Genomic DNA, 23,427 nt, shown 5'->3' on the forward strand with positions numbered 1-23,427 from the left:
ACTCTGCCCTGTTATTTATTTAGTAAGTACTTCTCTGCAAACCGGCTGCCTGCCACCAAAATTATATTTTACATTCAATATAACTTGTGTAAATAACGTGCCAGCATCTGTTCCTCCACAGACAATCCAAGCGAAACAAATCGGTTGTGGATCGCTCGAAACACATCACTATTATCGAATCCTTGTGCCTGAACATCTCGTAATAAACTAAACAGTCCTACCTGCTCTGCACTGGAGATATAGGATATAAGCTGTTCATCTTGATCATACGAAATTTCCTTCTCATGCCACGGATGAGGAACTACTCCCTTGGAGTAATCCACCAATGCATCTCCCACTCCAACACCAAGACCATCTAAGGTATCTAAAATAACTTCATTTCGCCTTGTTTGCCGAACTTCCTCACTATAGGAGTATCCGTCATGGATAAGCTGAAATCCAAAACGTTGCACAGCCAAATCTCTCACCTTCTCTTGTTCTCGGTCCCACTTTTTCTTGTCAAAATACTCACTTTCGCTCGTATTGTCCTCTTGCTCCTTCACGTAGTCCAAATATTGTTGTTTCGTTTCAAATTCATTCAACAGAAGTCCCTCATGTCCCGAGAATCCAAAGGCAAAAAAATCTCTAATATTTCTAGCTACAATCCTCGCATAACTTCCAAAAGCCATGGGATCAACCCGAACAATAGGCACTACACTCAAATCAGTAACATTTCCAAAATCAGTCAAGAAGGAGAAATGAATACCACCCATTCCGGTACGTGCAAACATGATTGCGTCAACTGGAGAACTCATATACCCGCCATTATCATGTGGATCAAATTGCAGAAAATAACCTGTTGGTGTCTCCAAATAAGGAACTTCCTGTTTAATCTCTTCCTCCCATGTGATGATTTCTTTCAGCAAATGGGGTATCTCGTAGGAATTTGTCATTAAGAGATCTCTCCTCCTTATAAAAGCAATACATATTCACTATAGTTTACCTCATTAAGTCCGTTAGCTCTTCAAAGATGAGCCGCCTATATTATAAAAAAACAGCTGACTATATAGCCAGCTGCCTGCCTAAACCATTACTGTGATAACAATATAAGGACTATCTAATCTTTTGGGACCTGCAAGATTCGATCATTAACCATTGCTTTTAGAAAAAAGAGCTCATCCCCCACCGGAACACGCCGCTGTTCTCTTTCAAACAAACTTATGGCCTCCTCCAAGGATGCAGTTTTCACTGATTTACTGCAAGCGATTAGCTGTTCGAAGAATATTTTCATCTCTTCAGAATCACATATGGACTCGTGCCCTAACAAGAAGTGCTCCGCATCATATCGCTCGATATCCTGTATCATCGGGAATAACAAATCCTGCTTATAATGAAATAACGAACGAGTCGTTGTAGAATACGGACTGTCTCCAAGGAAAATTGTCTTTTCATCCGGAATATATACAATGGTTGAATCGTCCGTATGCGTACTTCGAATCTGATCCAGCATGCAGACCTTGTTTCCTAGATCGATCTGGAGGTATTGTTCAAAGACGATACCCGATCTACCCAACACAAAAGACTCCCTTTCAGGTATCTCATTCTGTATAACCGCCATACAGTGTGCACTAATCTTTTTGGCCTCTACATACTTACATAGTGTAGCATCATCAAATGAATAATCTCTCCATTCATTCAAGCGCTTATTAGTTAAACGATTAACGATGATCGTCGCACCGAATTCATTCATTCCCAAAAAATGATCCCAATGCGCATGCGTAATAACCACATACTGAACGGGCGGCACATCTAAGCATCGAATCTCCTTGATAAAGTCTTTGGCATGTTGAACTGAATTTCCACCATCAATCACCAGACTATGTTTTTCCCCACACACCAAGCCTAGTACCGGTCTTTCTCTATCATTATCGTTGGACATATAATAAATGGAATCGCTTAATTGATTTAACATGTCAATTCTTCTCCTCTATATGAGTATTTTCATATCATAGGCAGAGAAAAACCTCATGTTTATTCAAGCTAATACATGGATTTTTCTCCGTTTATGGATTTACCAATGGAATCACCTCTTTCAATCTGTAATCAATATTTCAACGCTATGTTATGTAATGGCAACCGTTATACTCGTTATCAGCATCAACAACGTTACGGGCGCCCAGATCCTTCGTTCCCATACACTTCTCGTAATCAGATTCAAAATCGTCCCAAGTACTAAATATCCAACGATAAACCAGATCGCAGTCTCTGCAAAAACAGACCACTGAGGCCAAAGCAATCCTGCTTTACTCAGAACAATGATACCCATGAATGCTAAAATTGCAATTTGAAATATGCAAGAAAAACGCATGGAACCGGGGTATTTCCCGGGAAACTTTCCACCCATGGCGTACTCTCCCCAGGGCACACCTACCGCTAAAGCAACCTGAAAGAGAATCACGATTAGGATCAGGATGGTAAATGCTATTGCTGACGTTAATATGATCATGACCACACTCCTAAATCATAGGTGATTATAATGGTTTATCATAAGTATCCGGGCTTGATCATAATTCAATGGTTCAGCAAAAGGTACTTCCAAGAAGTATTCCAGTTGCCATTGCTGCGTTTTTAGAGCCTGGTTACTTGTTGGTTTGTCCCAAGGCGGGTATACACGTATGGCACGCTTGCCACCTTTGCCTTGATCCGATATGATATCTCGCTGCAACAATACATGCTTCGGAAATACAAATTGACCAAAATGGCTGCCTGAGCGCGTACTAATGACATAGATATCTGCTGGATCTGATACATCATATGGCTGTGTCGATCCATCCTCACTCCGTTGCCACAGGGTAACAAATTGTCCAATCTTGGTTGGCGTTGTTTTGGCGTCGCGAAATCGAATGGAGAGAGAATTTAAGGTGAAAACATATGCCCCATATTCAGCATTTTGTGCTTCTTCATGTGGTTGTGAGCAAACAAAGCCACACTTGTCATAGATAAGTTCTTTACTGGCAAGTAAGTCGCCATGAAGTATATCGGAGGTCGTCCAAGCATTCGGACGATTCAAACTACTTTTGTTATCCAACTTGTGATATCTCCTGTCTTGTATAGTCTGAACTAAGGCATTTACGATAGCTGTAAAAACTTTGCTAGTTCAAAGTTCCTGACATAATCGCTTCCATTCCTGCCATGCCTTCAAGTATTCATGCAGATCATCCGGATGATGCTTGTTACTCAACCCAATTCGGCAATATAGATGGACCAGAGATTCCTCTATCAATCTGGAATTATCCATTTCCACCTGTTCTAGAAGTTCGAATGTAGCAAATAATGTTTCGGTGTTGATATCATCCGGCGAAGAACTAAAAGCATACAAGAAATCATAGAGGATAGGTCCAACCATTGGAGATGGGTCAATAACGCCGATGAGTTTATTTTGATCATATACAAAATTATAAACCCCCGTATCGCCATGTAAAAGAAACTTCTCTTCTTCCTCATGAAAGAGGCGATCCACTTTGGATTGAACCAAATTATAATCATCTGTCGTTAAAATACTTCCGATATTTATCTTTGCTTCATGAATACTAATCTGATTGAATTCTTTCCATGTCCTCTGCGGGAACTCTATTCTGCCCCATGATTTCGTATCTGAAGAACGCACATATGTATTGAATAACTCTTTCACCAGATGAGTTAACCAGTCTTTCTTCTGTCCCCGATTGAAATGGGTCGTACCTTCCATATACGTATAAATAAAATAAGTATTATCCGGATCAGTCAACAAAACTTCAGGCAATAACGAAGAATTCTTATATGTGTCCAAAAACTGCTGGGCAATGCGAATCTGTTCGGGTTCATCTGATTTCAAAATATAGTGCTTATTTAGACTCGTACTCAACCGATAAACACGTCCAGCTGTGGTACCTGACAAACTTTGAATTTCAGATATGTTTTCATTGATATGATGCATCTTGAATAAGTTATTGATCTCATTTATCGTTGGATTGATTAACATATGGTTCTCCTCAATATCTGAATTCCCTTCCATCAATGATCCATTGTACGGCATCCCAAATATCCTCTGCGATATAATCAGGTTCGGTCTCCGTCCATTTGTCTCTAAATTTGGTTAATGAAGATTCCCCCCAGCCTGTTCTCACCATGATTTTGGTCGCTCCTACGGCATGGGCAGCAAGCATATCTGTATCTCCTACATCTCCAATTACTACGCATTTGGATAGATCCAGACCGTGTTCCTCTGATGCCTGTAATAACATTCCGGGTTTAGGCTTTCTGCAGCTGCATTCTTGCTCATGCGGACATATATAGGAGTGATCGAATCCGTACTCGCGAAACTGCTCTTCAAAATCCTGAACACTTGCCTCTCCACGTGAGATTCGATATTGATTCGTAAAAGCCAGCACCATAATTCCTTCTCGTTTCAAAAGCGTAATTGCTTCTTGAGCATTGGGGTATAATCTGAAATCTCTCGGATGAATAAAATGACCTGTACCACCGATTGTTCCATCTCTGTCTATAAAAACAGCTTGTACGTCTCCCTGTGGTTTCATCATGGTCTGTTCCCTTCTTAGAAAAATTTCAAGTCGTGTCGTTCATCTATACTTTCTCATCGATAATATGCTTGCTGCCATCTTGCTGCTTATGGTGTTGCTGTTTTTTAATTTCAGTTTTCAGATAGTGCACTTCTTTAATTAGTACATCCAGCTTTTTCGATGTTTTGGATGAATCTATCGCATAACGTACAATTGCAGCAAAGATAAGAACGACAATTAAACTTATAATTGATATCACTAAAGCCCAGATAAATTCCAAAATGGTGTTCAACTCCTTGCTGACTTAAAAACGTTCATTGGTTAATAGTACCATTTTATTGAAATTAAAATAAAGGAAATATGCTTTTTAAATTCATTAACAAACCGTCTCTTGTTAAATGTACATTTAAGACATCATTCAAAAAAGGATCATTTTCACTCAAAAGTCCATTGAATTAATCAGTCCTGCTACTTAAGATAAGCAAAGCACCTAAATGAGAATAGATATCAGTAGAAGGAGTGGCAGATGAATGACATTTACTAAAAAAGGCTTTTCTATAATTAGCATGATCTTGGTGCTTATCTTCGTACTTACTGCATGCGGCGGGGGAACTGTGGAGGAAGAGGCTCGGGCGGTACAGACAGAACAAACACCGACATCTTCTGAAAATAAATCTACAGAGCCGCGTACTGTGGAGCATATCCTTGGAAAAATTCAAGTACCTGCCGAGCCTCAGCGCGTTCTTGGATTATTCGTCGAAGACGAGATGAGTGCACTTGGTGTTACACCAATTATGCAATACTCAAGCGGAAGCTATTACCAGACCTATCTTGAGGACTATTTAAAAAATGTACCGAAGCTCGACACAGCTGCATTTAACTTTGAAGCAATCATGGCGGCACAGCCAGATCTCATTATTCTGGGTTTCCAAGGTTGGGCAGATGGCGGCACGTATGAGAAATTGTCTAAAATCGCTCCCACCTATGTATTTACAGGCAGCGAGATTCAATACCCGGAGAACTGGAAAAAGAACTTGCTTATTGTAGCTGATCTGCTCGGAAAGACCGAACAAGCACAAGACGTAATCAAGAAGCGTGAAGCAGAAACGAAGCTCGCCAAAGAGCAATTACAGGTTGCCGCTAAAGGCAAAACAGCCGCTATGATTCGTATTCATGCCAGTAAAGAACTTCGATTATATGGAGGTCCTGGAGGTCAGGTAGGCACAGCATTATATGGCGACTTTGGATTAGAGCCTGCCCCGATTGTACGCAAGTTGGCATGGGGAGAGGATATGGATATCCAAACCATCTCGATGGAAACTATTCCACAGATCGATGCGGACTATATTTTTCTCGCTGTAGATGAAGGACGAGAAGAACAGGCTACCGAGCTTAAAGAAAGCAAGTTATGGAAGACGATCCCTGCGGTTAAACAAGGTCATGTCTATGAAGTCCGCGGTGATGTATGGATCACGAATGGTCCACTTGCTTATGAGAAAAAAATGCAAGATGTCATGAAGGCGATCATTCCTGACAAATAACCAATGACAAAGAAGAAGCTAGTTCACCTCATGGTTGACTAGCTTCTTCTTTGTCATTTAATATAATGATAATAATTCTCATTGTATGCAGGAGGAATCTGTGACTTCATGAACATACGTACTGCGCATAGGAACTCCCCACTCCCTCCTACTGCATTTCATTCATATTTCTTTAGGTTTGTTGATATTGAATCTGTAACCATTAACACTACGCCTAAGCTACTCCCCGATGTCAGTCTGAGTTACAGGCTGATTGTTGTATCTGAAGGTTCAGGCAGCATATATATAGACGACAGTTGTTACCGTGCCGTCACTGGAAATTGTTATGCAGTCTCTCCTGGCGCTAAGCTCGTTATCTCTTCATCCCTTGAAGAACAGGAGGTCTTGCATTATTTTAGCGTGACCTTTGACATCATTTCTGCTCTGCCTGATGAACGGCCACTTCCTTTCGCAAATAGCGAAATTATAATTAATCCTTTCGTTCGTACACTTACTGTGATGCATAAGCTAACTGCCCTAAAGCATCCTGAGAGTGAAGATGAACAGCTGAGCTACCATTTTCGCTTCCAGAAATGGATGCATACATTACTTAAACAAAATACAGTTACTGTTGGATTTGAAACCGTCACATCCATGCAAGCGGTGGAACAGAGTGTTTCCTTTTTGAAAGATCACTTTAATGAAGAAATTAGCACGAAGCAGCTGGCTGAAAAGACCGGGATCAGTATCAAGCAATACATTCGTTTGTTCAAACATATCACAGGCGTAACGCCTCATGAATATATATCGACGCTCCGAATACGCAAGGCAAAGGAACTGCTGCTCGTTTCCAGACAACCGCTTGCTGAAATTGCAGAACAAGTCGGTTATCGGGACAGTTATTATTTTAACCGTCGCTTTAAGCAGATCACAGGCGTCCCGCCGCGAGTATATGTGAACACGAGACAGTACAAAATCATGTCGATGAGTTATGTATGTGCACTTCTGGCACTCGGCATCAAACCGATTGGCGCACCTGCCTATCATATGGGTTATTATGCAGGGCGACTAGGAGACAACATTACGAACATTGGAGACAAATCGATCCTCTATTATGATAGAATGAGAGCCCTTAAACCGGATCTTATTATCAGTTGTGACACGATAGACCCTGAAACGCAACAACAACTGGAGCATATCGCTCCCATTGTGACGATCCCTTGGATGGATCTCCATGCCACGGAACATTTACAAGCCATTGGTGATGTACTTGGGATGGAGAAACAAGCAAAGAGCTGGATTGACGATTACGAATTAAAGCGTGAAGTGGCACACCAGCGAATTAAAAATTATGTAAGTAAGGATGAGACCGTTGGGCTGCTCCTGATTGAAGGATCAGAAATATATGTGCTGGGAGACCGGAATGCGGGCGAGATTATGTACCGTTCCTTCGGCTTGCAACCACCTCCACTTGTTCAACACTTGCTTGTAGAGCACCCTAACCAGTATGGTAGAAAAGTAGAAGTCGAACAGCTATGGCAATATGAAGCAGACCGGTTATTTGTCATTGTCTATGGGGCCGAAGCTGCCACAACGTATAAGCAACTGCAGCAGAACCCCGTGTGGGAGCAGTTGTCCGCTGTCCGTCAAGGTAAAGTGCAAACCATTGATTCGGAAAAATGGATCTATTATGATGTTCTCTCGTTATCAGGACAATTGGATGACGGGATTAATATACTCGCCAAACGATGATACGTGTTCTACCTGCTTCAAAACGATTGCAAGATACACCGGATTGTATATTTACCTTTCTCATCAGAGTCGTCACTTTTTTGGTAAAGATCGTGGTGCACACTTATTTCACCAAATTGACGACTCTTACTTTGCACTACTGCATCTCACTCCTCTTCTGCAAGAATATCAGCACAGCGAACAATCAGCTCAGGCATATTCGCTCCACCAAATAAAACATGAAGCTCATATCCACTTTCGATTCGATACAGCTCTTGATACAGCCAGTAACTGCCTACAATTTCACCCTCATGCTTGATGATTTCGGGTGCAACCAGTGTAAGTTTATTTATGTTGGTGAAGCCCCCACGGGTGTCAAAACGAATGACCACCTCATCTCCCGTCAGTAATTCCGTTACCGTACAATCATGAAAATGAATCTGGCTGTAAATGTCGTAGGGAATATCCTGTGCCACAATATCTTCCCTATATTCATCTGATACGCGTTCCATCTCTCTTCTATTCTCCGCACTCTGTTTCTTCAACTTGCGCATAACTTCTCTCGTGCAATATCCCAAAGTAAACACACGAATATCCGCAATTTGTTCAACGATTTCCTGTGGCAAATTCTCCGTCTTGTATTGGATATTCCACTCCATTGATTCTTTGTACTCTTCCTTGCATTTCTTCTCATCAAAAGGAGGTCGTACATCATATTCTGCAATGCGTTTCTCGATATGCGCTCGTTCTTCCGGAGGCATGTGATAAACGATCTGATCCTCTTCTGTCACTTCTTCGCCACTGAAAGCTTTGTCTACGCGAGTAAGCACCTGTCCATCATGCTCCAGCATGTAACGTGGGTCCAAGTTATATAACTCTCGCTCCTGCTTCACATGTGCTTTTTCCTTTCTTTTATACAGCCTTAAAAATAGATTCTCATCGAACTCGTAAGCTCTGTTATGTACTCTTAAACCAAAATGAAGATGTGTCTGCTGACAAAGCTCATACCATTCTTTCGTTAGATATCTCATGGGCATCTCTCCTGCTAATTTTTAGAAATCTAAATCTACTTTGCTATTGAAGCATAGACCTTTTTAATTTGTGACAAGAATTAAGCTGCACCTCCTCAACGATTCCTTATATTCACAAAAGCACTGTTCTACCCCACGGTTTGAAACAATTTGTGTTTTATTTCTTTGTCGTTTCGCGCCGCCCATTCATGCACAGCTTCTACGCCTTCAGACTCCTGACCTCGTCGAAAATAAAAACATAGATCCATCGGCACTAAGCGTTTACCATAGAGTTTGATGCCAATCCGTCTGTAATTCATATAAATACACTCAATCTGAGATGCATCATATCTCTGATGTTTCATAGAAATCACATGATCGCTTTCCAGCGTAATACTGGGTTTAGTGAAAAACAAACGCCAGATCAGGAAAACGATATAACCGAGAATAAAGGTCAATATAACGATCAGCGAGTACTTAAAAAAACCATTTTTATCGTAAATACCATCCCTGAAAAGTATAGCTTCAATGACCAACATACATAGTAGGCTCAACCATGCTCTTGGATAAATCGTCTTATATGTGATGAGTTCCACCTCCTAATTATTCTCTCCATTAATCCGAAGCCACTCGGAAGGGGCTTTTCTGGCAAAATGCTTTTCAATAAAATCCAAAATGTTATCAATTCCGGGCAATGCCGCATTTTCTCTGGCTTCGTCAAACGTCATCCATTGGTACTCGGTATGTTCATGATTTAACCGGACAGCCTGGTCTTCATCCACGTATCCTACGATACGGGAGCGGTATAGATATACTCCCCCATGGGTGAATAAAATTGTTCGAATTGATTGGCAGAATATAACCGGACTTCCGTAATACCTGTTTCCTCGTGGACTTCTCTGAGTGCAGCTTCCCATGCCTTCTCGCCCTTTTCTATCCCGCCTCCAACATAACACCACTCATTATGCAACATACGACCAGCCCGCTTTAACATCAGTACACGGTATAGATCGAGGCTTTTCTTCAACAGAACTACAGCCACGCCTTCACAACGAATGGGGACTACCTGTTTCACGTGCTCTGCACCATTCAATTTCTCGCCCCCTTCTCTTCAGAATCGAAGTCCTCCAAAACTTTAAACTTATCCCCGTGGATTTTATCCAGATGCTCTTCTCCCCAATAACATAAATGGTCCAAGGCAGGCTTGAGTCCCCAGCCGTAGTCCGTTAACTCATATTCCACTTTGGGAGGAACCTCCGAATATACCTTGCGCTGCACAATCTCGTCCTTTTCCAGACCTCTGAGCTGTGTTGTCAGCATCTTCTGAGTAATGTCCGGTATCAATCTTCGAAGCTCCGACGTGCGTTTACGTCCGGTCATCAAATGATAAATAATCAAAGGCTTCCACTTCCCACCCATCACTTCCAAGGCCGCTTCCACGCCAACTTTATATTTCTTTGGAGCGTTTGTGTCTCCATGTTCCGTCATTTTTGAACCCCTCCATAATCAGGCTATATCAAGGTGAATCATAATCTTTTTGGTGCTCTTCTTTCTATTATTTGAGCCTATTTCGAGGCATCCATTTAGGGTACTTTAATGTTCCTATAGCACTTCATTCTTCCTATAGAACATCAAAGTGCGTACTTCCAGATGTTTTCATACCTGTTTATAATAGCATCAGCCACTGATTTATGGCTACAATACTGCAATCCAGAAAGGTAGTGAAAGATAAGATGAACGTACTTGTTGTAGTATCCCACCCAAGAAAAGACTCCTTGACCTTTCAGGTAGCTCAACGTTTTGCACAGGGGCTTACCGAAGCTGGTCACGGTTATGAGATATTGGATTTGCATGAGATTGGATTCGACCCGATTCTTCGTGAGATGGATGAACCAGACTATACCCAAGAAAATCAGGTGTTCTCACCTGAGGTTGAAACCGAGATGAAGCGATTGAAGAAACACGATGCTGTGGCTTTTGTATTTCCTCTCTGGTGGTGGCATCTGCCAGCCATGTTGAAAGGTTATGTGGATCGTGTCATGAACAACGGATTTGCCTATGGCGCTAACAAGCTCCCTCATCAGCAGATATTGTGGATCGCTCTTTCGGGTGTGACGGAAGAACAGATGCACAAGCGCAACTATGGTCAATCGATCGCCAACCTGCTCAATGTGGGGATTGCCGATTACTGCGGCGTGTCCCAATCGAGGGTTGAGTTTTTATATGAAACGTTGGAATCCAAGCCTGAGCATTATGAGGCATTACTGAATCATGCGCATAACCTGGGACTGAATTATGCCAACGATATTCCGACTCCATGATCGTATGAAAAAAAAGGTATGACCCGAATATGTATTCTGAAGTTTTGTGGTACGTTCAATATCGAATCACAACGCTTGAACACGCAAAAAGGTCGCTCCAAAGAGCGACCCTGCTTGTGTGTCTTGCATTATTTTACTGTCGAGAGAAGAAACTTCTCCAGCATAGTTATATCAGTGATGCTATGGTTGCAAGCTGTGTTATCCATGCATACGTACTGGGCAATGGAAGAAAAGTTGTCCGGTGAATGAGCCTTGGTCTTCACATTGAAGAATCCAAGCTCCTGATGACGATGACAGAACATGCAGTACCCTTTTTTGTTCGCGGGTGTAATCCGTCCCTCAATACCGAGGAATCTGCCTTCGTACGGGTACACGATGAACAAACGGCTCGTCGCAATGTCAGTCCATCTCAGATAGGTAGTACGTGCGTAATCGATGGATTCGAGATCGGGCACTTTGAGCTTCTTGGCCTTTGGAAACAGCTTCTGAATCTGCTTCGCTGATATTTGCGGATATGGAATCAGATATGCTTCCAGCTGGTTCAGATAGGTCTGCAACTCATGTGTCGTCTCAAACGTGGATAACTGCTCCAGCAGTTGCTTTTGTCCCGGCGTCAGATCATTGAAGATTCCAACGGCATTCGTGCTGACGGTATAACGGACGGTTTCCAATACTTTGGGATCCACAACCGAGCGTAGCGTTTTGAGCAGGAAATCAGCTTGTTTTTGAATATAATTAAATTGATGATTCTGAATAAATGGTGTTTGCATGGCGTTCAGCCCCTTATTTTTATTGGAAGAACAAATAAGGTGCAAAGCCTGCGGGATGTACCATTATGTTGATATTGATTTCAGGGCAACAATCTCATTTTTGTCGCGCCCTACACAAAGTCCGCCCCTATTCAGGCTTTGCGTAAGGCTTTCTAGCGAACGAGCAATCCGGCATCATCCATATTGCCACGTCATAACCCCCAATACGATAGATATATCGAAATTATAGCAGGGCAGCATAGTGTAGGCAACGAGCTTCGTTTCAATTTCCTCTTTTCAAGAAATATGATCACATCTTAGGCTTTCTTCCCATTTTCCACGAAATGATCTACTGCTGACTGCTCAATGGCCAGTCCTTCCGTGTAACGCTCCATGAACAAGGCAAATCCATTCACATCCTCGCTATTTGGAGAAACCTCTTGTCCTTCTGCATCAATAAACACCTTAGTAGTAAGGTACTCCGCCAAACCCTCGTGCTGTTGCTTATTAACCATGTAGGAAGCCAAAATAGCCATTCCCCATGCGCCACCTTCACCAGCGGTAGACATGACCGACACGGGAATATTCAGTGCGGATGCGCATATTTTTTGAGCGACTCGTGGGGTTTTGAACAATCCCCCATGCGCCCAAATGTGCTCAATCGTTACGTGCTCCTTCTGTGTGAGAATATCCAGCCCGAGCCTTAGTGCAGCGAACGCAGCAAATAGATGGACTCTCATAAAGTTTGCCAGATTGAAACGGCTCTCTGGAGAACGTACAAACAACGGACGACCTTTTGCAACTCCTGTAATGTTCTCGCCTGAATAGTAGCCATAGCTCAGTAAGCCACCGCCATCAGCGTCAGCTTTCAGTGCTTCATTGAACAACACACTGAATAACTGGTTCATATCGGGTTTCTGTCCCATCGCCTCATAAAACTCACGGAACAAGTCTACCCAGGCATTAATATCGCTGGAGCAGTTATTCGCAAGAACCATAGCCACAGGATTACCATCAGGTGTAGTCACGATGTCAATCTCAGGGTATACCGTAGATAGGTTTTTATCTAATACAATCATGGCAAAAATCGATGTACCTACGGAAATGTTACCCGTACGTTTTTGGACACTATTCGTAGCGACCATGCCTGTTCCAGCATCGCCTTCCGGAGGGCACAGTGGAATATTGGATTCCAAGTTACCCGATGGATCTAACAGTCGTGCACCAGCTTCACTAAGATATCCGGCATGTTCACCGGCAGTATACACTTTAGGTAAAATATCTTTAAGATGCCACGGGTAGCCTTTGTCGGCAATTAAATCGTCAAACTTTTTCACCATTTCTTCATGATATCCCAGTGTGGATTCATCAATTGGGAACATACCTGAGGCATCCCCTATACCTATAGCTTTACTGCCAGTCAACAGCCGATGTATGTAACCTGATAGTGTCGTAATATAATTGATGTTCGTAACATGCTCTTCTCCGTTCAAAATCGCTTGATACAAATGTGCGATGCTCCAACGCTCTGGAATTTTAAACTGGAATTTCTCGGTTAGCTCTGATGCAGCCTTACCCGTTGTGGCATTGCGCCATGTACGAAACGGAACCAATAACTCCCCTGTTTGATCAAGTGCAATGTAACCCTGCATCATAGCAGAACATCCGATTGAGCCAATTTTTTGTATCGTTACACCATAATTTGTTTCAATCTCTTGCTTTAATTGATGATAGGTTTGTTGCAACCCATGAATCATTTCATCCATATGGTAAGTCCAGTAACCGCCAATCAATCGATTTTCCCACTCATAACTGCTGGAACAGATGGTATTAAAATGGTGATCCATGAGTACAGCTTTGATTCGTGTGGACCCAAATTCAATGCCAAGCGAAGTTTCTCCCCTGACTATTGCTTGTTTCAGGTTTTGATCCATCATCGTATTCATCCTCTCTGAATTTGAATTAGCTCGATTCGGGAATAGGTGATTTGAATAGCCCAAATCAAGGTGTAAATTTCATGAAGAAAGAGCAGAATTGGAGCTGTAACGGACAATTACAAAGTTAATACCGCCTGTACTTCGCCACATGCCAAAATTTCACCGGTTTGAATAAAACCAAGAGAGTCATAAATTTTCTTCGCAACTACATTTTCAGGTTTGTAGGTGAGTTCTACAACTTTGGCTTTTCCACGTGGAAAAGTCCTCGCATACTCAATTGCTTTTACTACCATTTCTTTACCATATCCCTTACCTTGGTAACGCTGGTCAATCATCATCTTGAAAATGCCATAACTGCTATAATCAAAATTGCCATCTCCGTCATCATAGTACATCGAAATAAAACCTACCATATTGTCTTCCTTATAGACTGCAAAAGTAATAATAATCTGCCCCTCATCTGAGGCAACGTACGCTTCAGCAAGTGCATGCTGGTTCGAAGATATGAATCTTTGTTGGTCTGGAGTGACTTTAAGTTCAATACATTCGATAAAATTATCCCAAGTTATTCTTCTAAATTCCATTTTGAATTCCCTCCTGCACTTATTATCATTACTATTTTCTTCTCTATTTTGTTGCACTAATATAGCTCAATTTAAAAATACGATCATACATATATGTGTAAGAATCGTAATACTCAAGCGCCTTTTTTCTCTCTTCGTGGAAAGATTTTAATTTTTCCTTGTCCTCGGTATGAACATAGGCTATTAGCTCGATACTTGCTCTTTTATATGCCTCCAAACTATAAAACGCATCAGATAAATCAGAGGAATTATAGTCTTGTACTGGAGTAAATACCTCTGGACGGATCACGACATTGGATTCGGCTTCCTTTATTAACTGTTGTAATCTGGAGATGTCAACTTGCTCTTCTAATATCACTTTACTAAGAACATCAATCACTTCTTGCTCGATCTTGTTGAATTGGGTTGTAAATTCATGATTGGAAAGATACATTTCTATTAAATTTTTGGTGTAATGAGAATAGCTATTCACTAGATTAAGCTTGGAGTTCTTATACTCTACCGCAAATCTTGCATCACGAAGAACACTGGCCGGGATATAAGCATGATTGTCAATTATTTTGACTTCTGTCCCTGCTCTGGTCTTTAGTTCTTTTCCATTCAAAACTATACTTATCTTCTGTGGTGCACTAGTCGCTGCAAAAGCAAGAGAAGCGCTTAATAACGACAAAACCAAGGTAACGAATATCATCTTCTTCACTTCGTACACATCCTTCGATATGAATAATAAGGAGAACTTTTAATTAGCTCCCATCGTACCATTTTATTCAAATAAAGGTAATACACTACATATGTGCAACGTTCTTTTTCCATACACCAAAAAGAAGCCACCTCCCTGGCCTTCCCCAGTTCAGTGACTCCATTTTACAACCCTATTCTAACCCCTACATTCAACTACTCCTTAACAGCACCAACTACGATCCCCGTTACAAAATAACGTTGCAGGAATGGATACACAAGCAGGATCGGCAGTGCGCTGATAAAGATCTGCGAAGCCCGAATGGTCCGTTGGGACAGGTTCTTCACCGCTTCTGGATCAAGCTTCGACATGTCGGCCTGCACGATGATCGTCTGCATGAATGTCGCGAGTGGCAGCTTCTCCGCATCCCGAATGTAGATGATCCCGTCGAAATACGCATTCCAATGCCCAACCATCATGAAGAGCGAAACGGTTGCAATAACAGGTACCGAGACAGGCAGATAGATTTTGATAAACGTCTGCAAGTGCCCTGCGCCATCGATAAATGCAGCTTCTTCCAGGTCCTTCGGAACGGTACGGAAGAAATTCAGCAACAGAATGATGTTAAACACCGCAACCAATCCTGGCAGAATCAAGGCCAGCAATGTGTTCATCAGTCCCAGCTTCAGAATCAGGATATACCCCGGAATGAGGCCACCGCTGAACAGCATCGTGATGACAAAATACCACAGATAGATGTTACGTGCGCGGAACACCCGCGTCTCTTTGGAGAGTGCATAGGCTGCAAGCGTATTAACAATTAACGCAAGTCCTGTACCGAGTACCGTCCGCTCCACAGATACCCACAAGGAGGAGAGGAAGTTGGTATTGGCGAATGTTTTCGCATACGCCTCCAGTGTAAACCCGATCGGCCAGAACGTGACGAGACCAGCATTCGCAGGTGCAGATGCGCTAAGAGATACCATAAGTAAGTGATACAAAGGCAGCAAGCAGAGCAGGGAAAGCAGGGTCAGTAACACATTGTTGAATATGCTGAATATGCGGTAAGGCATCGTTTTATGATACATTCGTTCGTCCTCCTTTCTAGAAAATTCGGTATCCGGCGAATCGGTAAGCCAGTCGGTACGAGATCACAATCAGGATCAGGCTAATGACCGATTTGAACAGATTCACGGCGGTAGCGAAACTGAACTGTCCACTTAACAGACCTTCTCTATACACAAACGTATCGATAATATCACCTTGTTGGTAAATCAACGGACTATATAAGTTAAATATCTGGTCAAAGTTGGCGTTAAGCACATTACCCAGTGCCAGCGTTGCGATTACGATCCCAATGGGAATCAGTGCCGGGATGGTAATATACATCGTTTGCTTCCAGCGTCCTGCTCCATCCACCTCAGCTGCTTCATATAGTGCAGGGTTAATGCCGGACAGTGCCGCGAGGAAGATAATTGTGTTGAAACCAAACTCTTTCCAGACATCACTCGCGATAATCGTGAATCGGAACCAGTTGCCATCCCCCAGGAAGAAGATTGGCTTGATGCCAAATACGGATACCAAGAACTGATTAACAATACCCGTCTGGGCCAGAATGTCGATCAGAATACCTGATAACGTAACCCAGGACAGAAAGTGTGGAAGATACACGAGCGTTTGAATCGTTCTCTTCAGTGCCATCTTCCGTACCTCGTTAAGCAATAAGGCAAAGATAAACGGAATGATCAGATTCATGACGATCTTCGTACAGGCAAAAAATAGCGTGTTCCACGTAATTTGCAGGAAATAATCATTTTCCCACATGTACCTGAAGTGCTTCAGTCCTACCCATTCGGAATTGAAAAATCCAAGTGCAGGTTTATAATCCTGAAATGCCATCAAAATCCCGGACATCGGAATGTATGAAAATATAAAGACCATAATGGCCGCCGGCAACACCATGAAGTGCAGAATCCATGGCTGTTTGTAGCGTTTTTTTCTCTTTTGTTCCAGCTTGTTCCCAACGTTTGCCTGCGGGACCCGCTTACCCTCCAATTTAGCCTCCATAGCACTGCTCCTGTTCCCAAAAAAAGTTTTTGTGTGTGATGGGGTTCTCTGATATAAATAGTATCAAGCCATACTGAGGTCTGCTATATAACATTGTTAGGCTTGATAGTGTTTTGTTAGGGCCATCCTAGGAAGAAGTTGTTTACACACGAATTAGAAGGAGACTTTTTATGCATATATGGAAGCGCTTCATGTTTTTTCAAGGTAAGACCCGATCCCGATTCAGTCTGTTTGCCAAAATAAACTTATTAATTGTGGTCTTATTCATCCCCATTCTGATCATGTACACCTACTCGAACAACGTCACCTATGATGTCGTCAGCAAAGAACTGCAGATCTCCAACACCAAACAACTCACGTTTCTGTCCAGTCAGATCGACTCCCGCATCAATCAGATGATGGATTTCAGCCTGATTCTCTCCCGAGATCCTAATGTCAGAGCATTCAACGGCCTTAACATGTGGGATGATCGGTATGACCGGATGCAGACCCGTTATGTGATACAAGAGAAGATGACGCTGCAAACCGGCGTTACGGATATATGGCCCACCCGATATGCAGTGCATTCACAGCAGAATAAGGATGTCATCGCCAACTACAATCGAACCACAGGATATGATGAAGCGTATTTGAAAAAAAATATGAGCGGACAATGGACCTATGGGGACCAGGGTGCGGAATCAAAAGACAAGCTGCAATCCTTCTATTGGTTCTTTACCGATTCCTTGGCACAGCCGGGGATGCTCACGGGAAGTAATCTGGTGATTGAAGCCAGCTTCAGCTATGAGAATATTCAGAATATGCTGGATACGTATAAAGCAGGCGGACAAGGTGATCCTTTCTTATATCACAAAGGGAATTCACCCATTCTCAATCGCAGCGCGGACAAGCAATTATCCGCAGAACTCATTCAGTATCTGGATACGCATTCCCCAGAAGACACAACACAAGATGTCGTGAAGCTAAACGGGAAGAACTATCTGGTTAGCTCTGTGAAGTCCACTTATCTGGATTGGCATCTGGTGGACGTGATCCCGCTGTATCAGATTTTGAAACCCATCTCGCTGAGTCAGAATCTGTTCTACACCTGTATGGTTTTACTGTTGGTGGTGGGCATCTCTGCTTCAATCTTGCTGTACCGGAATGTTCAATATCCGATCAAAAAGCTGATCAAAGGCTTACGCCGCGTAGAGCAAGGGGATTATTCTGTCAGACTGCATAGCAAAAACCAGAATGAGTTCTCATTCCTGTTCCGCCGATTCAACGATATGTCCCATCAGATTCAAGATCTGATCGAGAATGTATTCCATGAGAAAATTAGAGCCAGGGAAGCTACGCTGAAGCAATTACAAGCGCAGATCAATCCGCATTTCCTATATAATTGTCTTGGGTATATCATCAACATGGCCCAGATGAAGGACGAGCAAGCCGTCGTCTCCATGGCACATAACCTAAGTGCGTATTATCGCTACACCACCCGTATGGAACGGGAGACGTCGTCGCTACAAGAAGAGATCAAGCTGCTGATCAACTATCTGGATATCCAGAAGCTGCGCAATGGTCGTATTGAGTATCACATTGATATCCCTGAGGATATGCTCTCCCAGTCGGTGCCACGATTAATGCTTCAACCGATGGTCGAGAATTCCGTCATTCACGGCGTGGCGAAGTCCTATTCATCCGGGGAAATCCGAATTACCGGGGAGCGCTTGAATGGTTTTGGCAGAATATACATCGACGACGATGGTCCTGGCCTCAGCCCAGAACAGTACGAAGCGCTGAACTTGAAGATGCAAGAACCATTACAGGAAGAAATGGGCTGTGGCCTTTGGAATACGCACCAACGAATCACGCACCTGTTTGGCAGTCATTCCTACCTCCTATTCGGCCCATCCCCACTTGGCGGATTCCGAACCGAAATCATCTGGGAGATACCAAAAGAGGATACGGAGCCAGGAGATTCTTCTAGGAGTTAAAGTTAATACAACCAATAAGTTGACGATTTAATTTTGAACAAGATCATGTACACGATAACGCAGAGGACAGAAAAAACCTGAAGAAACGAAGTGCTCGCCTGAAAGCTTTCTGAAAGAAAGCTACATCGGAAGCATAAGCTATCCCCAGATTTAAACCTTATAAAATTCATTCAATAAATCTGGGGATAACAGCGATCGGAAGGTTATTCTGTCATCGGAGTGGCAAGTGTACATATGTCTGCGTTCAACCACCAAGGAGACAATACAAACATGCAAATGATGATCGTAGACGATGAAGCACACTGGGTCGATAACCTGTCCATGACCAAGCCTTGGCATACGCTGGGGATCGAACATGTGCATAAGGCATACTCGGCACACGAAGCACTTCAAATGATCGACACTCACCCCATCGATATCGTGATCTCAGACATTCAGATGCCCGAAATGACAGGCATTGAACTGATCGAACGCATCCGCATCCGTGACAAAAAAATAAAATGTATCCTGTTATCCGGGTATTCCGAATTTGATTACGCCAAAAAAGCCATCCAGTTCGAAGCTGTAGACTATCTGCTCAAGCCCCCAACTGACGATGAATTAATGGGTGCTGTTCAGAAGGCCATCGATCAATTAAATAACGAATGGGAACTCGTCAGTTCACTGACACGAACCCAGTTTACGTTGCGAGAGAATCTCCCCCATTTGCGGGGACGACTGCTCCTAGGGGCGTTGCAAGGACAACGAATCGCCGCTGCGGAATGGGATCGGAAGCTCGCCAATTACAATCTGCCCTTTCATACCGGGGATGCCGCGTTAATGTTGGTTCGTTTAGAAGAAGAATTCGGACACTATGACAGCAATGATCAGACCCTGATCGAATATGCGATCATCAATATGGCGGAAGAGATTATGGGTGAGTTTATGGAAGTGTGGGGCGTGAAGGAGGAGCACGGATATCTGGTGTTTTTACTTCAGTTGAAAGATCGGAAAGGCGATTTTGGCAAAGAAACCATTTTGGAGAAGCTATCCATTCAGCTTCAATCCAAAGTAAAACAATTTCTGAAAGGCTCCCTCTCCATCGTTATCACCGAGTGGTTCACCTTTCCGGATCAGCTTTACGATCGTTTCCGTCAGGCTTCGGCCTATTTCCGGCAGATCGTTGGCGACGAACGCGAATTTGTCATGCGTGTCAGCGATGTTGAGACGCCTGCGGCGCAAGGTCCACTCGATGTGCTGTATACCCCGCCCACCTTCATTAGTCTGCTAGAGAGCGGACAGTGGGATGCAGCGGAAGAGAAAATCCTCGCGGTCTGCGCAGAGCTGGATGAGAAATGGTCGGAATCCTGGGAGCACTGCATGGAGGCAGGATTTCTTATTACGGCTTCATTCACCAATATTGCCCACCGGAACAAACTGACTCTGACCACTTTAATGGGCAATGATGTCGAGGATTTGCAAAGTGGGGAAGTTTTCGCCACCATCAGCAAATTGCGGAAATGGTCGCTCAGTGTGCTGGGCAAACTCAAGGAAGGCACGTCCAACGAGATCAAGGACATCCGTTCCGAGTATGTGAAGAAGATTCAGGATTTTACGGATAAGAACCTGCATCTGGATGTGTCTTTGCGTGTACTGGCCGACCATGTTAATCTGCACCCGACCCATTTGTCCAAAATCTATAAGATAGAAACCGGCGAAGGCATCAGTGATTATATCTCGCGCCTGCGTATGGATCGGGCCTGCCACAAGCTGGTCACGACCACTAAAAAAGTGTATGAAATCAGCATGGAGATTGGTTATATGGACCCGGCTTATTTTATCAAAGTGTTCAAGCGCCAGTTCGGCGTTACGCCGCAGGAATACAGAGACCAGCATAAATAACATGACTGAAAACCGTTCTTTTGGAACATTCACTAATAGAGTCCTATCGAAACTAACAAACTCATATAGATGCCCTCCCGCCCAAATTGGTACAGTTACATTGTAGAGGTTGTTCAAAAAGTCCGCTTTTGATTACGAAGGATGCCTAGCGGCATTATCAGCATCGAATATGGGATTCAACCGAAATGTCCGTTGCTCACGTAGCTCTATCTACGCTCCGCTACTCCATTTCTAGCTTCATCCCATCTTCTCGGTACTGAAAACCGGCCTTTTTGAACACGCATTTATAAAGATCATACACCGTAGGGGGATTGAACAATGATCAAATTCAAAACATGGTGGTCACTGCTCATGGTTATCGCGCTCATCACGATCACTGCGTGCGGCAGTGGCGAGACAGCCAGTGACAATGGTAGCGATAATACGCCGGGAACAGTCGGCTCAGCGGAAGCAGAAGCTGCTTTTGCCAAAGGAAAATATGACCCACCCATCGAGTTCAGTTCGGTATTAATGCCGAAGAAATACGTGCAAGGAGATACCAAAGAAAACAACGTGCACGATCGCTGGATGCTCGAAACGCTGGGTATGAAGCACAAAGATACCTGGTATCCGGCCAATGACGATCAATACAGACAAAAACTGCAACTGGCTATCGCCTCTGGCGAAAAGCTGCCTGATTTCGTAACGGTACCCACCAATGCGGTACTGACCAATCAACTGATCGACTCCGGTCAATTCATCGCCATCGATGAGTTGTTCGATAAGTATGCGAGTCAGACTCTGAAAGATCACGCAGCAGCACATCCTGAACTGTGGTATCCGTTCACCAAGGACGGCAAGAAATACAACATGCCGATCATGGAGTACACCGATAACGACGATACACTGCTCTGGCTCCGCGAGGACTGGATGGAGAAGCTGAACCTGGAAGCTCCAAAAACCATTGCAGACCTTGAGAACATCATGGACAAATTCAAGAACGAGAACCCGGACGGTCTGTCTCCAGACAAAGTATTCCCTCTGGCGATCTCGCTGAAAAATAACACCAACACCTGGATGGGTCAGCTTGACTGGTTGTTCGGTGCATACGGTACTATTGAGGAGCAATGGAACAAAGACGCGAACGGCAATCTCGAGTACGGCTCCGTTAACCCGGGTGCCAAACAAGCCCTTGCGAAGCTGGCTGAATGGATGGATAAAGGTTATATCCACGCTGACTCCGCTCTGTGGGACGAAGGTAAATCCGCTGAAAGCTGGACAGCTGGCAAAGCAGGCATTCTGCCTGGCGCAAACTGGGTACCGGACTGGCCTGCACCTGACCTGCTGAAGAACGTACCTGGCTCAAAGTATAAAGCTTACCCTGTTCCAGCTGGCCCAGACGGCAAGATCGGTACGAAGTGGCAGAACTCTGGTGTCAACGCAAGTATCATGATCAACAAGGATGCGAAGCATCCAGAAGCCATCTTCCTGTACTACAACTACTTGCTCGATAACCTGGCTAACCCGGCTGCGGGCAGTGAGTATGAATACGGCTTCGCCAAAGGTTACGACTGGGATATCATTGACGGACAACCGACCAGTGACAAAGAGAAGATCAAAGACTTCTCCAACGAATTCCCGTTCCTGACCGGCCCGGCACGTATCCCGGATCTGTACATGAAAACCCTCGTGAAGTTGGCCAATGGCGAGAAGCCTGAAACACCTTACGAGAAACAAATGGCCGAATTCCGTAAACCGGAAAACTGGTATGCAGGTAAAGTCGTTATGTCCCAGATCGACGTCCGTAAACAAAACTATTTTACAGGCGCTGCAACACCAACCATGGTATCCAAATGGAACCTGCTCCGTCAGTCCGAGATGGAAACCTTCAACAAAATCATCTACGGCAATCTGCCAATTGATGCCTTTGACCAATTCGTAGCCAATTGGAAATCCAATGGCGGTGATCAGATCACGCAAGAAGTGAATGAATGGTTTAAGTCTGTGAGTGCGAAGTAAGAGTTGGATTTTGGAAAAGTAGATCGTTAAAAAACCAGCCGAAGCGTGTAATCTACCGCTTCGGCTGGTTTTTTAAGTTAAGATCGGGGCCGCTTCCCCTGACTTATGGATTCGCGTTAGTGGATCAAGCCTTCGTATCAATCTCCTCCGGCATTGACACACCTAGCAAGGATACTGTGAGTTGAATTCCGTCCCTCAGTCCTTGCATATATAACCGTTCATTCTCTATGCCCTTGCTGACAATGTAGCGATTCTCCCACTCGGTATATTCCGCTGTCTGTTCAACATCCTTATCTGCAAACAAAGTTGCAAATGCTTCGTCTGTTTCCCAACGCACACGACTCAATTCAGAATCTTGCTCAACCTGGGCAGATACCTCTTCCAGCCTTGCCTGAATCGCTTGTTCCAACCACGGTGGAAAATCCATTGCTTCTCC

At 43.7% G+C, this 23,427-nt stretch carries 25 protein-coding genes; 6 read left to right on the top strand and 19 right to left on the bottom strand.

Annotated features, from left to right (window positions below; translation table 11 throughout):
- Positions 1-74: 74 nt before the first annotated feature.
- The 7 genes from QVE09_RS28170 to QVE09_RS28200 all read right to left on the bottom strand — a co-directional run bounded on the left by QVE09_RS28170 (position 75) and on the right by QVE09_RS28200 (position 4,818).
- Positions 75-932 (bottom strand): hypothetical protein, encoded by an 858-nt coding sequence (locus QVE09_RS28170; protein ID WP_315939482.1) that lies wholly within the window; start codon positions 930-932, stop codon positions 75-77.
- Between the two features lie 164 nt (positions 933-1,096).
- A complete protein-coding gene (locus QVE09_RS28175; RefSeq protein ID WP_315939483.1) occupies positions 1,097-1,951 on the bottom strand; it encodes an MBL fold metallo-hydrolase in 855 nt (284 codons plus the stop codon).
- Between the two features lie 150 nt (positions 1,952-2,101).
- Positions 2,102-2,485: a hypothetical protein gene (locus QVE09_RS28180; RefSeq protein ID WP_315939484.1), complete on the bottom strand. Its 384-nt coding sequence runs from the start codon at positions 2,483-2,485 to the stop codon at positions 2,102-2,104.
- 15 nt (positions 2,486-2,500) lie between these two features.
- Positions 2,501-3,067, bottom strand: coding sequence for a MepB family protein (locus tag QVE09_RS28185; protein WP_315939485.1), 567 nt, complete (start codon positions 3,065-3,067; stop codon positions 2,501-2,503).
- Between the two features lie 69 nt (positions 3,068-3,136).
- Entirely contained in the window at positions 3,137-4,000 is an 864-nt protein-coding gene (locus tag QVE09_RS28190; RefSeq protein WP_315939486.1) for a phosphotransferase, read from the bottom strand.
- Positions 4,001-4,010: 10 nt separating this feature from the next.
- Positions 4,011-4,559, bottom strand: a complete 549-nt coding sequence (locus QVE09_RS28195) for an HAD-IIIA family hydrolase (RefSeq protein ID WP_315939487.1) — start codon at positions 4,557-4,559, stop codon at positions 4,011-4,013.
- Between the two features lie 43 nt (positions 4,560-4,602).
- Entirely contained in the window at positions 4,603-4,818 is a 216-nt protein-coding gene (locus tag QVE09_RS28200; RefSeq protein WP_315939488.1) for a hypothetical protein, read from the bottom strand.
- A gap of 250 nt (positions 4,819-5,068) precedes the next feature.
- Here QVE09_RS28200 and QVE09_RS28205 point away from each other — a divergent pair, with 250 nt between their 5' ends.
- Together QVE09_RS28205 and QVE09_RS28210 are read left to right on the top strand one after the other, a co-directional pair.
- Positions 5,069-6,079 carry an ABC transporter substrate-binding protein gene (locus tag QVE09_RS28205; protein WP_315939489.1) on the top strand — a complete coding sequence of 337 codons (1,011 nt, stop codon included), beginning with the start codon at positions 5,069-5,071 and terminating at the stop codon, positions 6,077-6,079.
- 108 nt (positions 6,080-6,187) lie between these two features.
- Positions 6,188-7,810 (top strand): helix-turn-helix domain-containing protein, encoded by a 1,623-nt coding sequence (locus QVE09_RS28210; RefSeq protein ID WP_315939490.1) that lies wholly within the window; start codon positions 6,188-6,190, stop codon positions 7,808-7,810.
- A gap of 146 nt (positions 7,811-7,956) precedes the next feature.
- Here QVE09_RS28210 and QVE09_RS28215 read toward each other — a convergent pair whose 3' ends face one another.
- The 5 genes from QVE09_RS28215 to QVE09_RS28235 all read right to left on the bottom strand — a co-directional run bounded on the left by QVE09_RS28215 (position 7,957) and on the right by QVE09_RS28235 (position 10,287).
- Positions 7,957-8,820 carry a DUF4085 family protein gene (locus tag QVE09_RS28215; RefSeq protein WP_315939491.1) on the bottom strand — a complete coding sequence of 288 codons (864 nt, stop codon included), beginning with the start codon at positions 8,818-8,820 and terminating at the stop codon, positions 7,957-7,959.
- 128 nt (positions 8,821-8,948) lie between these two features.
- Positions 8,949-9,338 carry a hypothetical protein gene (locus QVE09_RS28220; RefSeq protein ID WP_315939492.1) on the bottom strand — a complete coding sequence of 130 codons (390 nt, stop codon included), beginning with the start codon at positions 9,336-9,338 and terminating at the stop codon, positions 8,949-8,951.
- A gap of 60 nt (positions 9,339-9,398) precedes the next feature.
- Complete coding sequence (locus QVE09_RS28225) at positions 9,399-9,581, bottom strand: hypothetical protein (protein WP_315939493.1); 183 nt, start codon at positions 9,579-9,581, stop codon at positions 9,399-9,401.
- 5 nt (positions 9,582-9,586) lie between these two features.
- Positions 9,587-9,892, bottom strand: coding sequence for an NUDIX domain-containing protein (locus tag QVE09_RS28230; protein ID WP_315939494.1), 306 nt, complete (start codon positions 9,890-9,892; stop codon positions 9,587-9,589).
- Positions 9,889-10,287: a winged helix-turn-helix transcriptional regulator gene (locus tag QVE09_RS28235; protein ID WP_315939495.1), complete on the bottom strand. Its 399-nt coding sequence runs from the start codon at positions 10,285-10,287 to the stop codon at positions 9,889-9,891. Before QVE09_RS28235 ends, QVE09_RS28230 begins: the two co-directional genes overlap by 4 nt.
- 245 nt (positions 10,288-10,532) lie before the next feature.
- On the opposite strand from QVE09_RS28235, the gene QVE09_RS28240 reads away from it, so the two are divergent.
- Positions 10,533-11,120 (top strand): NAD(P)H oxidoreductase, encoded by a 588-nt coding sequence (locus tag QVE09_RS28240; RefSeq protein ID WP_315939496.1) that lies wholly within the window; start codon positions 10,533-10,535, stop codon positions 11,118-11,120.
- A gap of 128 nt (positions 11,121-11,248) precedes the next feature.
- Here the strand turns inward: QVE09_RS28240 and QVE09_RS28245 are convergent, their stop codons facing one another.
- From QVE09_RS28245 to QVE09_RS28270, 6 genes are all read right to left on the bottom strand, one after another.
- Entirely contained in the window at positions 11,249-11,890 is a 642-nt protein-coding gene (locus tag QVE09_RS28245) for a FusB/FusC family EF-G-binding protein (protein ID WP_315939497.1), read from the bottom strand.
- A 296-nt stretch (positions 11,891-12,186) separates the two neighbouring features.
- Complete coding sequence (locus QVE09_RS28250) at positions 12,187-13,803, bottom strand: xylulokinase (protein WP_315939547.1); 1,617 nt, start codon at positions 13,801-13,803, stop codon at positions 12,187-12,189.
- A 119-nt stretch (positions 13,804-13,922) separates the two neighbouring features.
- On the bottom strand, positions 13,923-14,390 hold the full coding sequence (locus QVE09_RS28255) for a GNAT family N-acetyltransferase (protein ID WP_076252701.1): 468 nt from the start codon (positions 14,388-14,390) through the stop codon (positions 13,923-13,925).
- Between the two features lie 43 nt (positions 14,391-14,433).
- Positions 14,434-15,090 (bottom strand): hypothetical protein, encoded by a 657-nt coding sequence (locus tag QVE09_RS28260; RefSeq protein WP_315939498.1) that lies wholly within the window; start codon positions 15,088-15,090, stop codon positions 14,434-14,436.
- Between the two features lie 194 nt (positions 15,091-15,284).
- The gene (locus QVE09_RS28265; RefSeq protein WP_253432288.1) at positions 15,285-16,157 is read right to left on the bottom strand and encodes a carbohydrate ABC transporter permease; all 873 of its coding nucleotides are present in this window, start codon (positions 16,155-16,157) and stop codon (positions 15,285-15,287) included.
- Positions 16,158-16,173: 16 nt separating this feature from the next.
- On the bottom strand, positions 16,174-17,031 hold the full coding sequence (locus QVE09_RS28270) for an ABC transporter permease (protein ID WP_315939548.1): 858 nt from the start codon (positions 17,029-17,031) through the stop codon (positions 16,174-16,176).
- 275 nt (positions 17,032-17,306) lie between these two features.
- Here QVE09_RS28270 and QVE09_RS28275 point away from each other — a divergent pair, with 275 nt between their 5' ends.
- The 3 genes from QVE09_RS28275 to QVE09_RS28285 all read left to right on the top strand — a co-directional run bounded on the left by QVE09_RS28275 (position 17,307) and on the right by QVE09_RS28285 (position 22,991).
- Complete coding sequence (locus QVE09_RS28275; RefSeq protein ID WP_315939499.1) at positions 17,307-19,112, top strand: sensor histidine kinase; 1,806 nt, start codon at positions 17,307-17,309, stop codon at positions 19,110-19,112.
- Positions 19,113-19,382: 270 nt separating this feature from the next.
- Complete coding sequence (locus tag QVE09_RS28280; protein ID WP_315939500.1) at positions 19,383-20,993, top strand: response regulator transcription factor; 1,611 nt, start codon at positions 19,383-19,385, stop codon at positions 20,991-20,993.
- A gap of 318 nt (positions 20,994-21,311) precedes the next feature.
- Positions 21,312-22,991: a type 2 periplasmic-binding domain-containing protein gene (locus QVE09_RS28285; protein WP_210107484.1), complete on the top strand. Its 1,680-nt coding sequence runs from the start codon at positions 21,312-21,314 to the stop codon at positions 22,989-22,991.
- A 124-nt stretch (positions 22,992-23,115) separates the two neighbouring features.
- Here the strand turns inward: QVE09_RS28285 and QVE09_RS28290 are convergent, their stop codons facing one another.
- Positions 23,116-23,418 (bottom strand): hypothetical protein, encoded by a 303-nt coding sequence (locus QVE09_RS28290; RefSeq protein ID WP_315939501.1) that lies wholly within the window; start codon positions 23,416-23,418, stop codon positions 23,116-23,118.
- Positions 23,419-23,427 lie beyond the last annotated feature (9 nt).

The sequence above is a fragment of the Paenibacillus sp. ClWae2A genome (assembly GCF_032452295.1).
GTDB lineage: Bacteria > Bacillota > Bacilli > Paenibacillales > Paenibacillaceae > Paenibacillus.

Bases quoted from the DNA above. Each gene is read 5' to 3' on its own strand.
- QVE09_RS28170 (WP_315939482.1), bottom strand. From the start codon at position 932: ATGACAAATTCCTACGAGATACCCCATTTGCTGAAAGAAATCATCACA.
- QVE09_RS28175 (WP_315939483.1), bottom strand. From the start codon at position 1,951: ATGTTAAATCAATTAAGCGATTCCATTTATTATATGTCCAACGATAAT.
- QVE09_RS28180 (WP_315939484.1), bottom strand. From the start codon at position 2,485: ATGATCATATTAACGTCAGCAATAGCATTTACCATCCTGATCCTAATC.
- QVE09_RS28190 (WP_315939486.1), bottom strand. From the start codon at position 4,000: ATGTTAATCAATCCAACGATAAATGAGATCAATAACTTATTCAAGATG.
- QVE09_RS28195 (WP_315939487.1), bottom strand. From the start codon at position 4,559: ATGATGAAACCACAGGGAGACGTACAAGCTGTTTTTATAGACAGAGAT.
- QVE09_RS28205 (WP_315939489.1), top strand. From the start codon at position 5,069: ATGACATTTACTAAAAAAGGCTTTTCTATAATTAGCATGATCTTGGTG.
- QVE09_RS28210 (WP_315939490.1), top strand. From the start codon at position 6,188: ATGAACATACGTACTGCGCATAGGAACTCCCCACTCCCTCCTACTGCA.
- QVE09_RS28215 (WP_315939491.1), bottom strand. From the start codon at position 8,820: ATGAGATATCTAACGAAAGAATGGTATGAGCTTTGTCAGCAGACACAT.
- QVE09_RS28220 (WP_315939492.1), bottom strand. From the start codon at position 9,338: ATGTTGGTCATTGAAGCTATACTTTTCAGGGATGGTATTTACGATAAA.
- QVE09_RS28235 (WP_315939495.1), bottom strand. From the start codon at position 10,287: ATGACGGAACATGGAGACACAAACGCTCCAAAGAAATATAAAGTTGGC.
- QVE09_RS28240 (WP_315939496.1), top strand. From the start codon at position 10,533: ATGAACGTACTTGTTGTAGTATCCCACCCAAGAAAAGACTCCTTGACC.
- QVE09_RS28245 (WP_315939497.1), bottom strand. From the start codon at position 11,890: ATGCAAACACCATTTATTCAGAATCATCAATTTAATTATATTCAAAAA.
- QVE09_RS28250 (WP_315939547.1), bottom strand. From the start codon at position 13,803: ATGGATCAAAACCTGAAACAAGCAATAGTCAGGGGAGAAACTTCGCTT.
- QVE09_RS28255 (WP_076252701.1), bottom strand. From the start codon at position 14,390: ATGGAATTTAGAAGAATAACTTGGGATAATTTTATCGAATGTATTGAA.
- QVE09_RS28265 (WP_253432288.1), bottom strand. From the start codon at position 16,157: ATGTATCATAAAACGATGCCTTACCGCATATTCAGCATATTCAACAAT.
- QVE09_RS28270 (WP_315939548.1), bottom strand. From the start codon at position 17,031: ATGGTGTTGCCGGCGGCCATTATGGTCTTTATATTTTCATACATTCCG.
- QVE09_RS28275 (WP_315939499.1), top strand. From the start codon at position 17,307: ATGCATATATGGAAGCGCTTCATGTTTTTTCAAGGTAAGACCCGATCC.
- QVE09_RS28280 (WP_315939500.1), top strand. From the start codon at position 19,383: ATGCAAATGATGATCGTAGACGATGAAGCACACTGGGTCGATAACCTG.
- QVE09_RS28285 (WP_210107484.1), top strand. From the start codon at position 21,312: ATGATCAAATTCAAAACATGGTGGTCACTGCTCATGGTTATCGCGCTC.
- QVE09_RS28290 (WP_315939501.1), bottom strand. From the start codon at position 23,418: ATGGATTTTCCACCGTGGTTGGAACAAGCGATTCAGGCAAGGCTGGAA.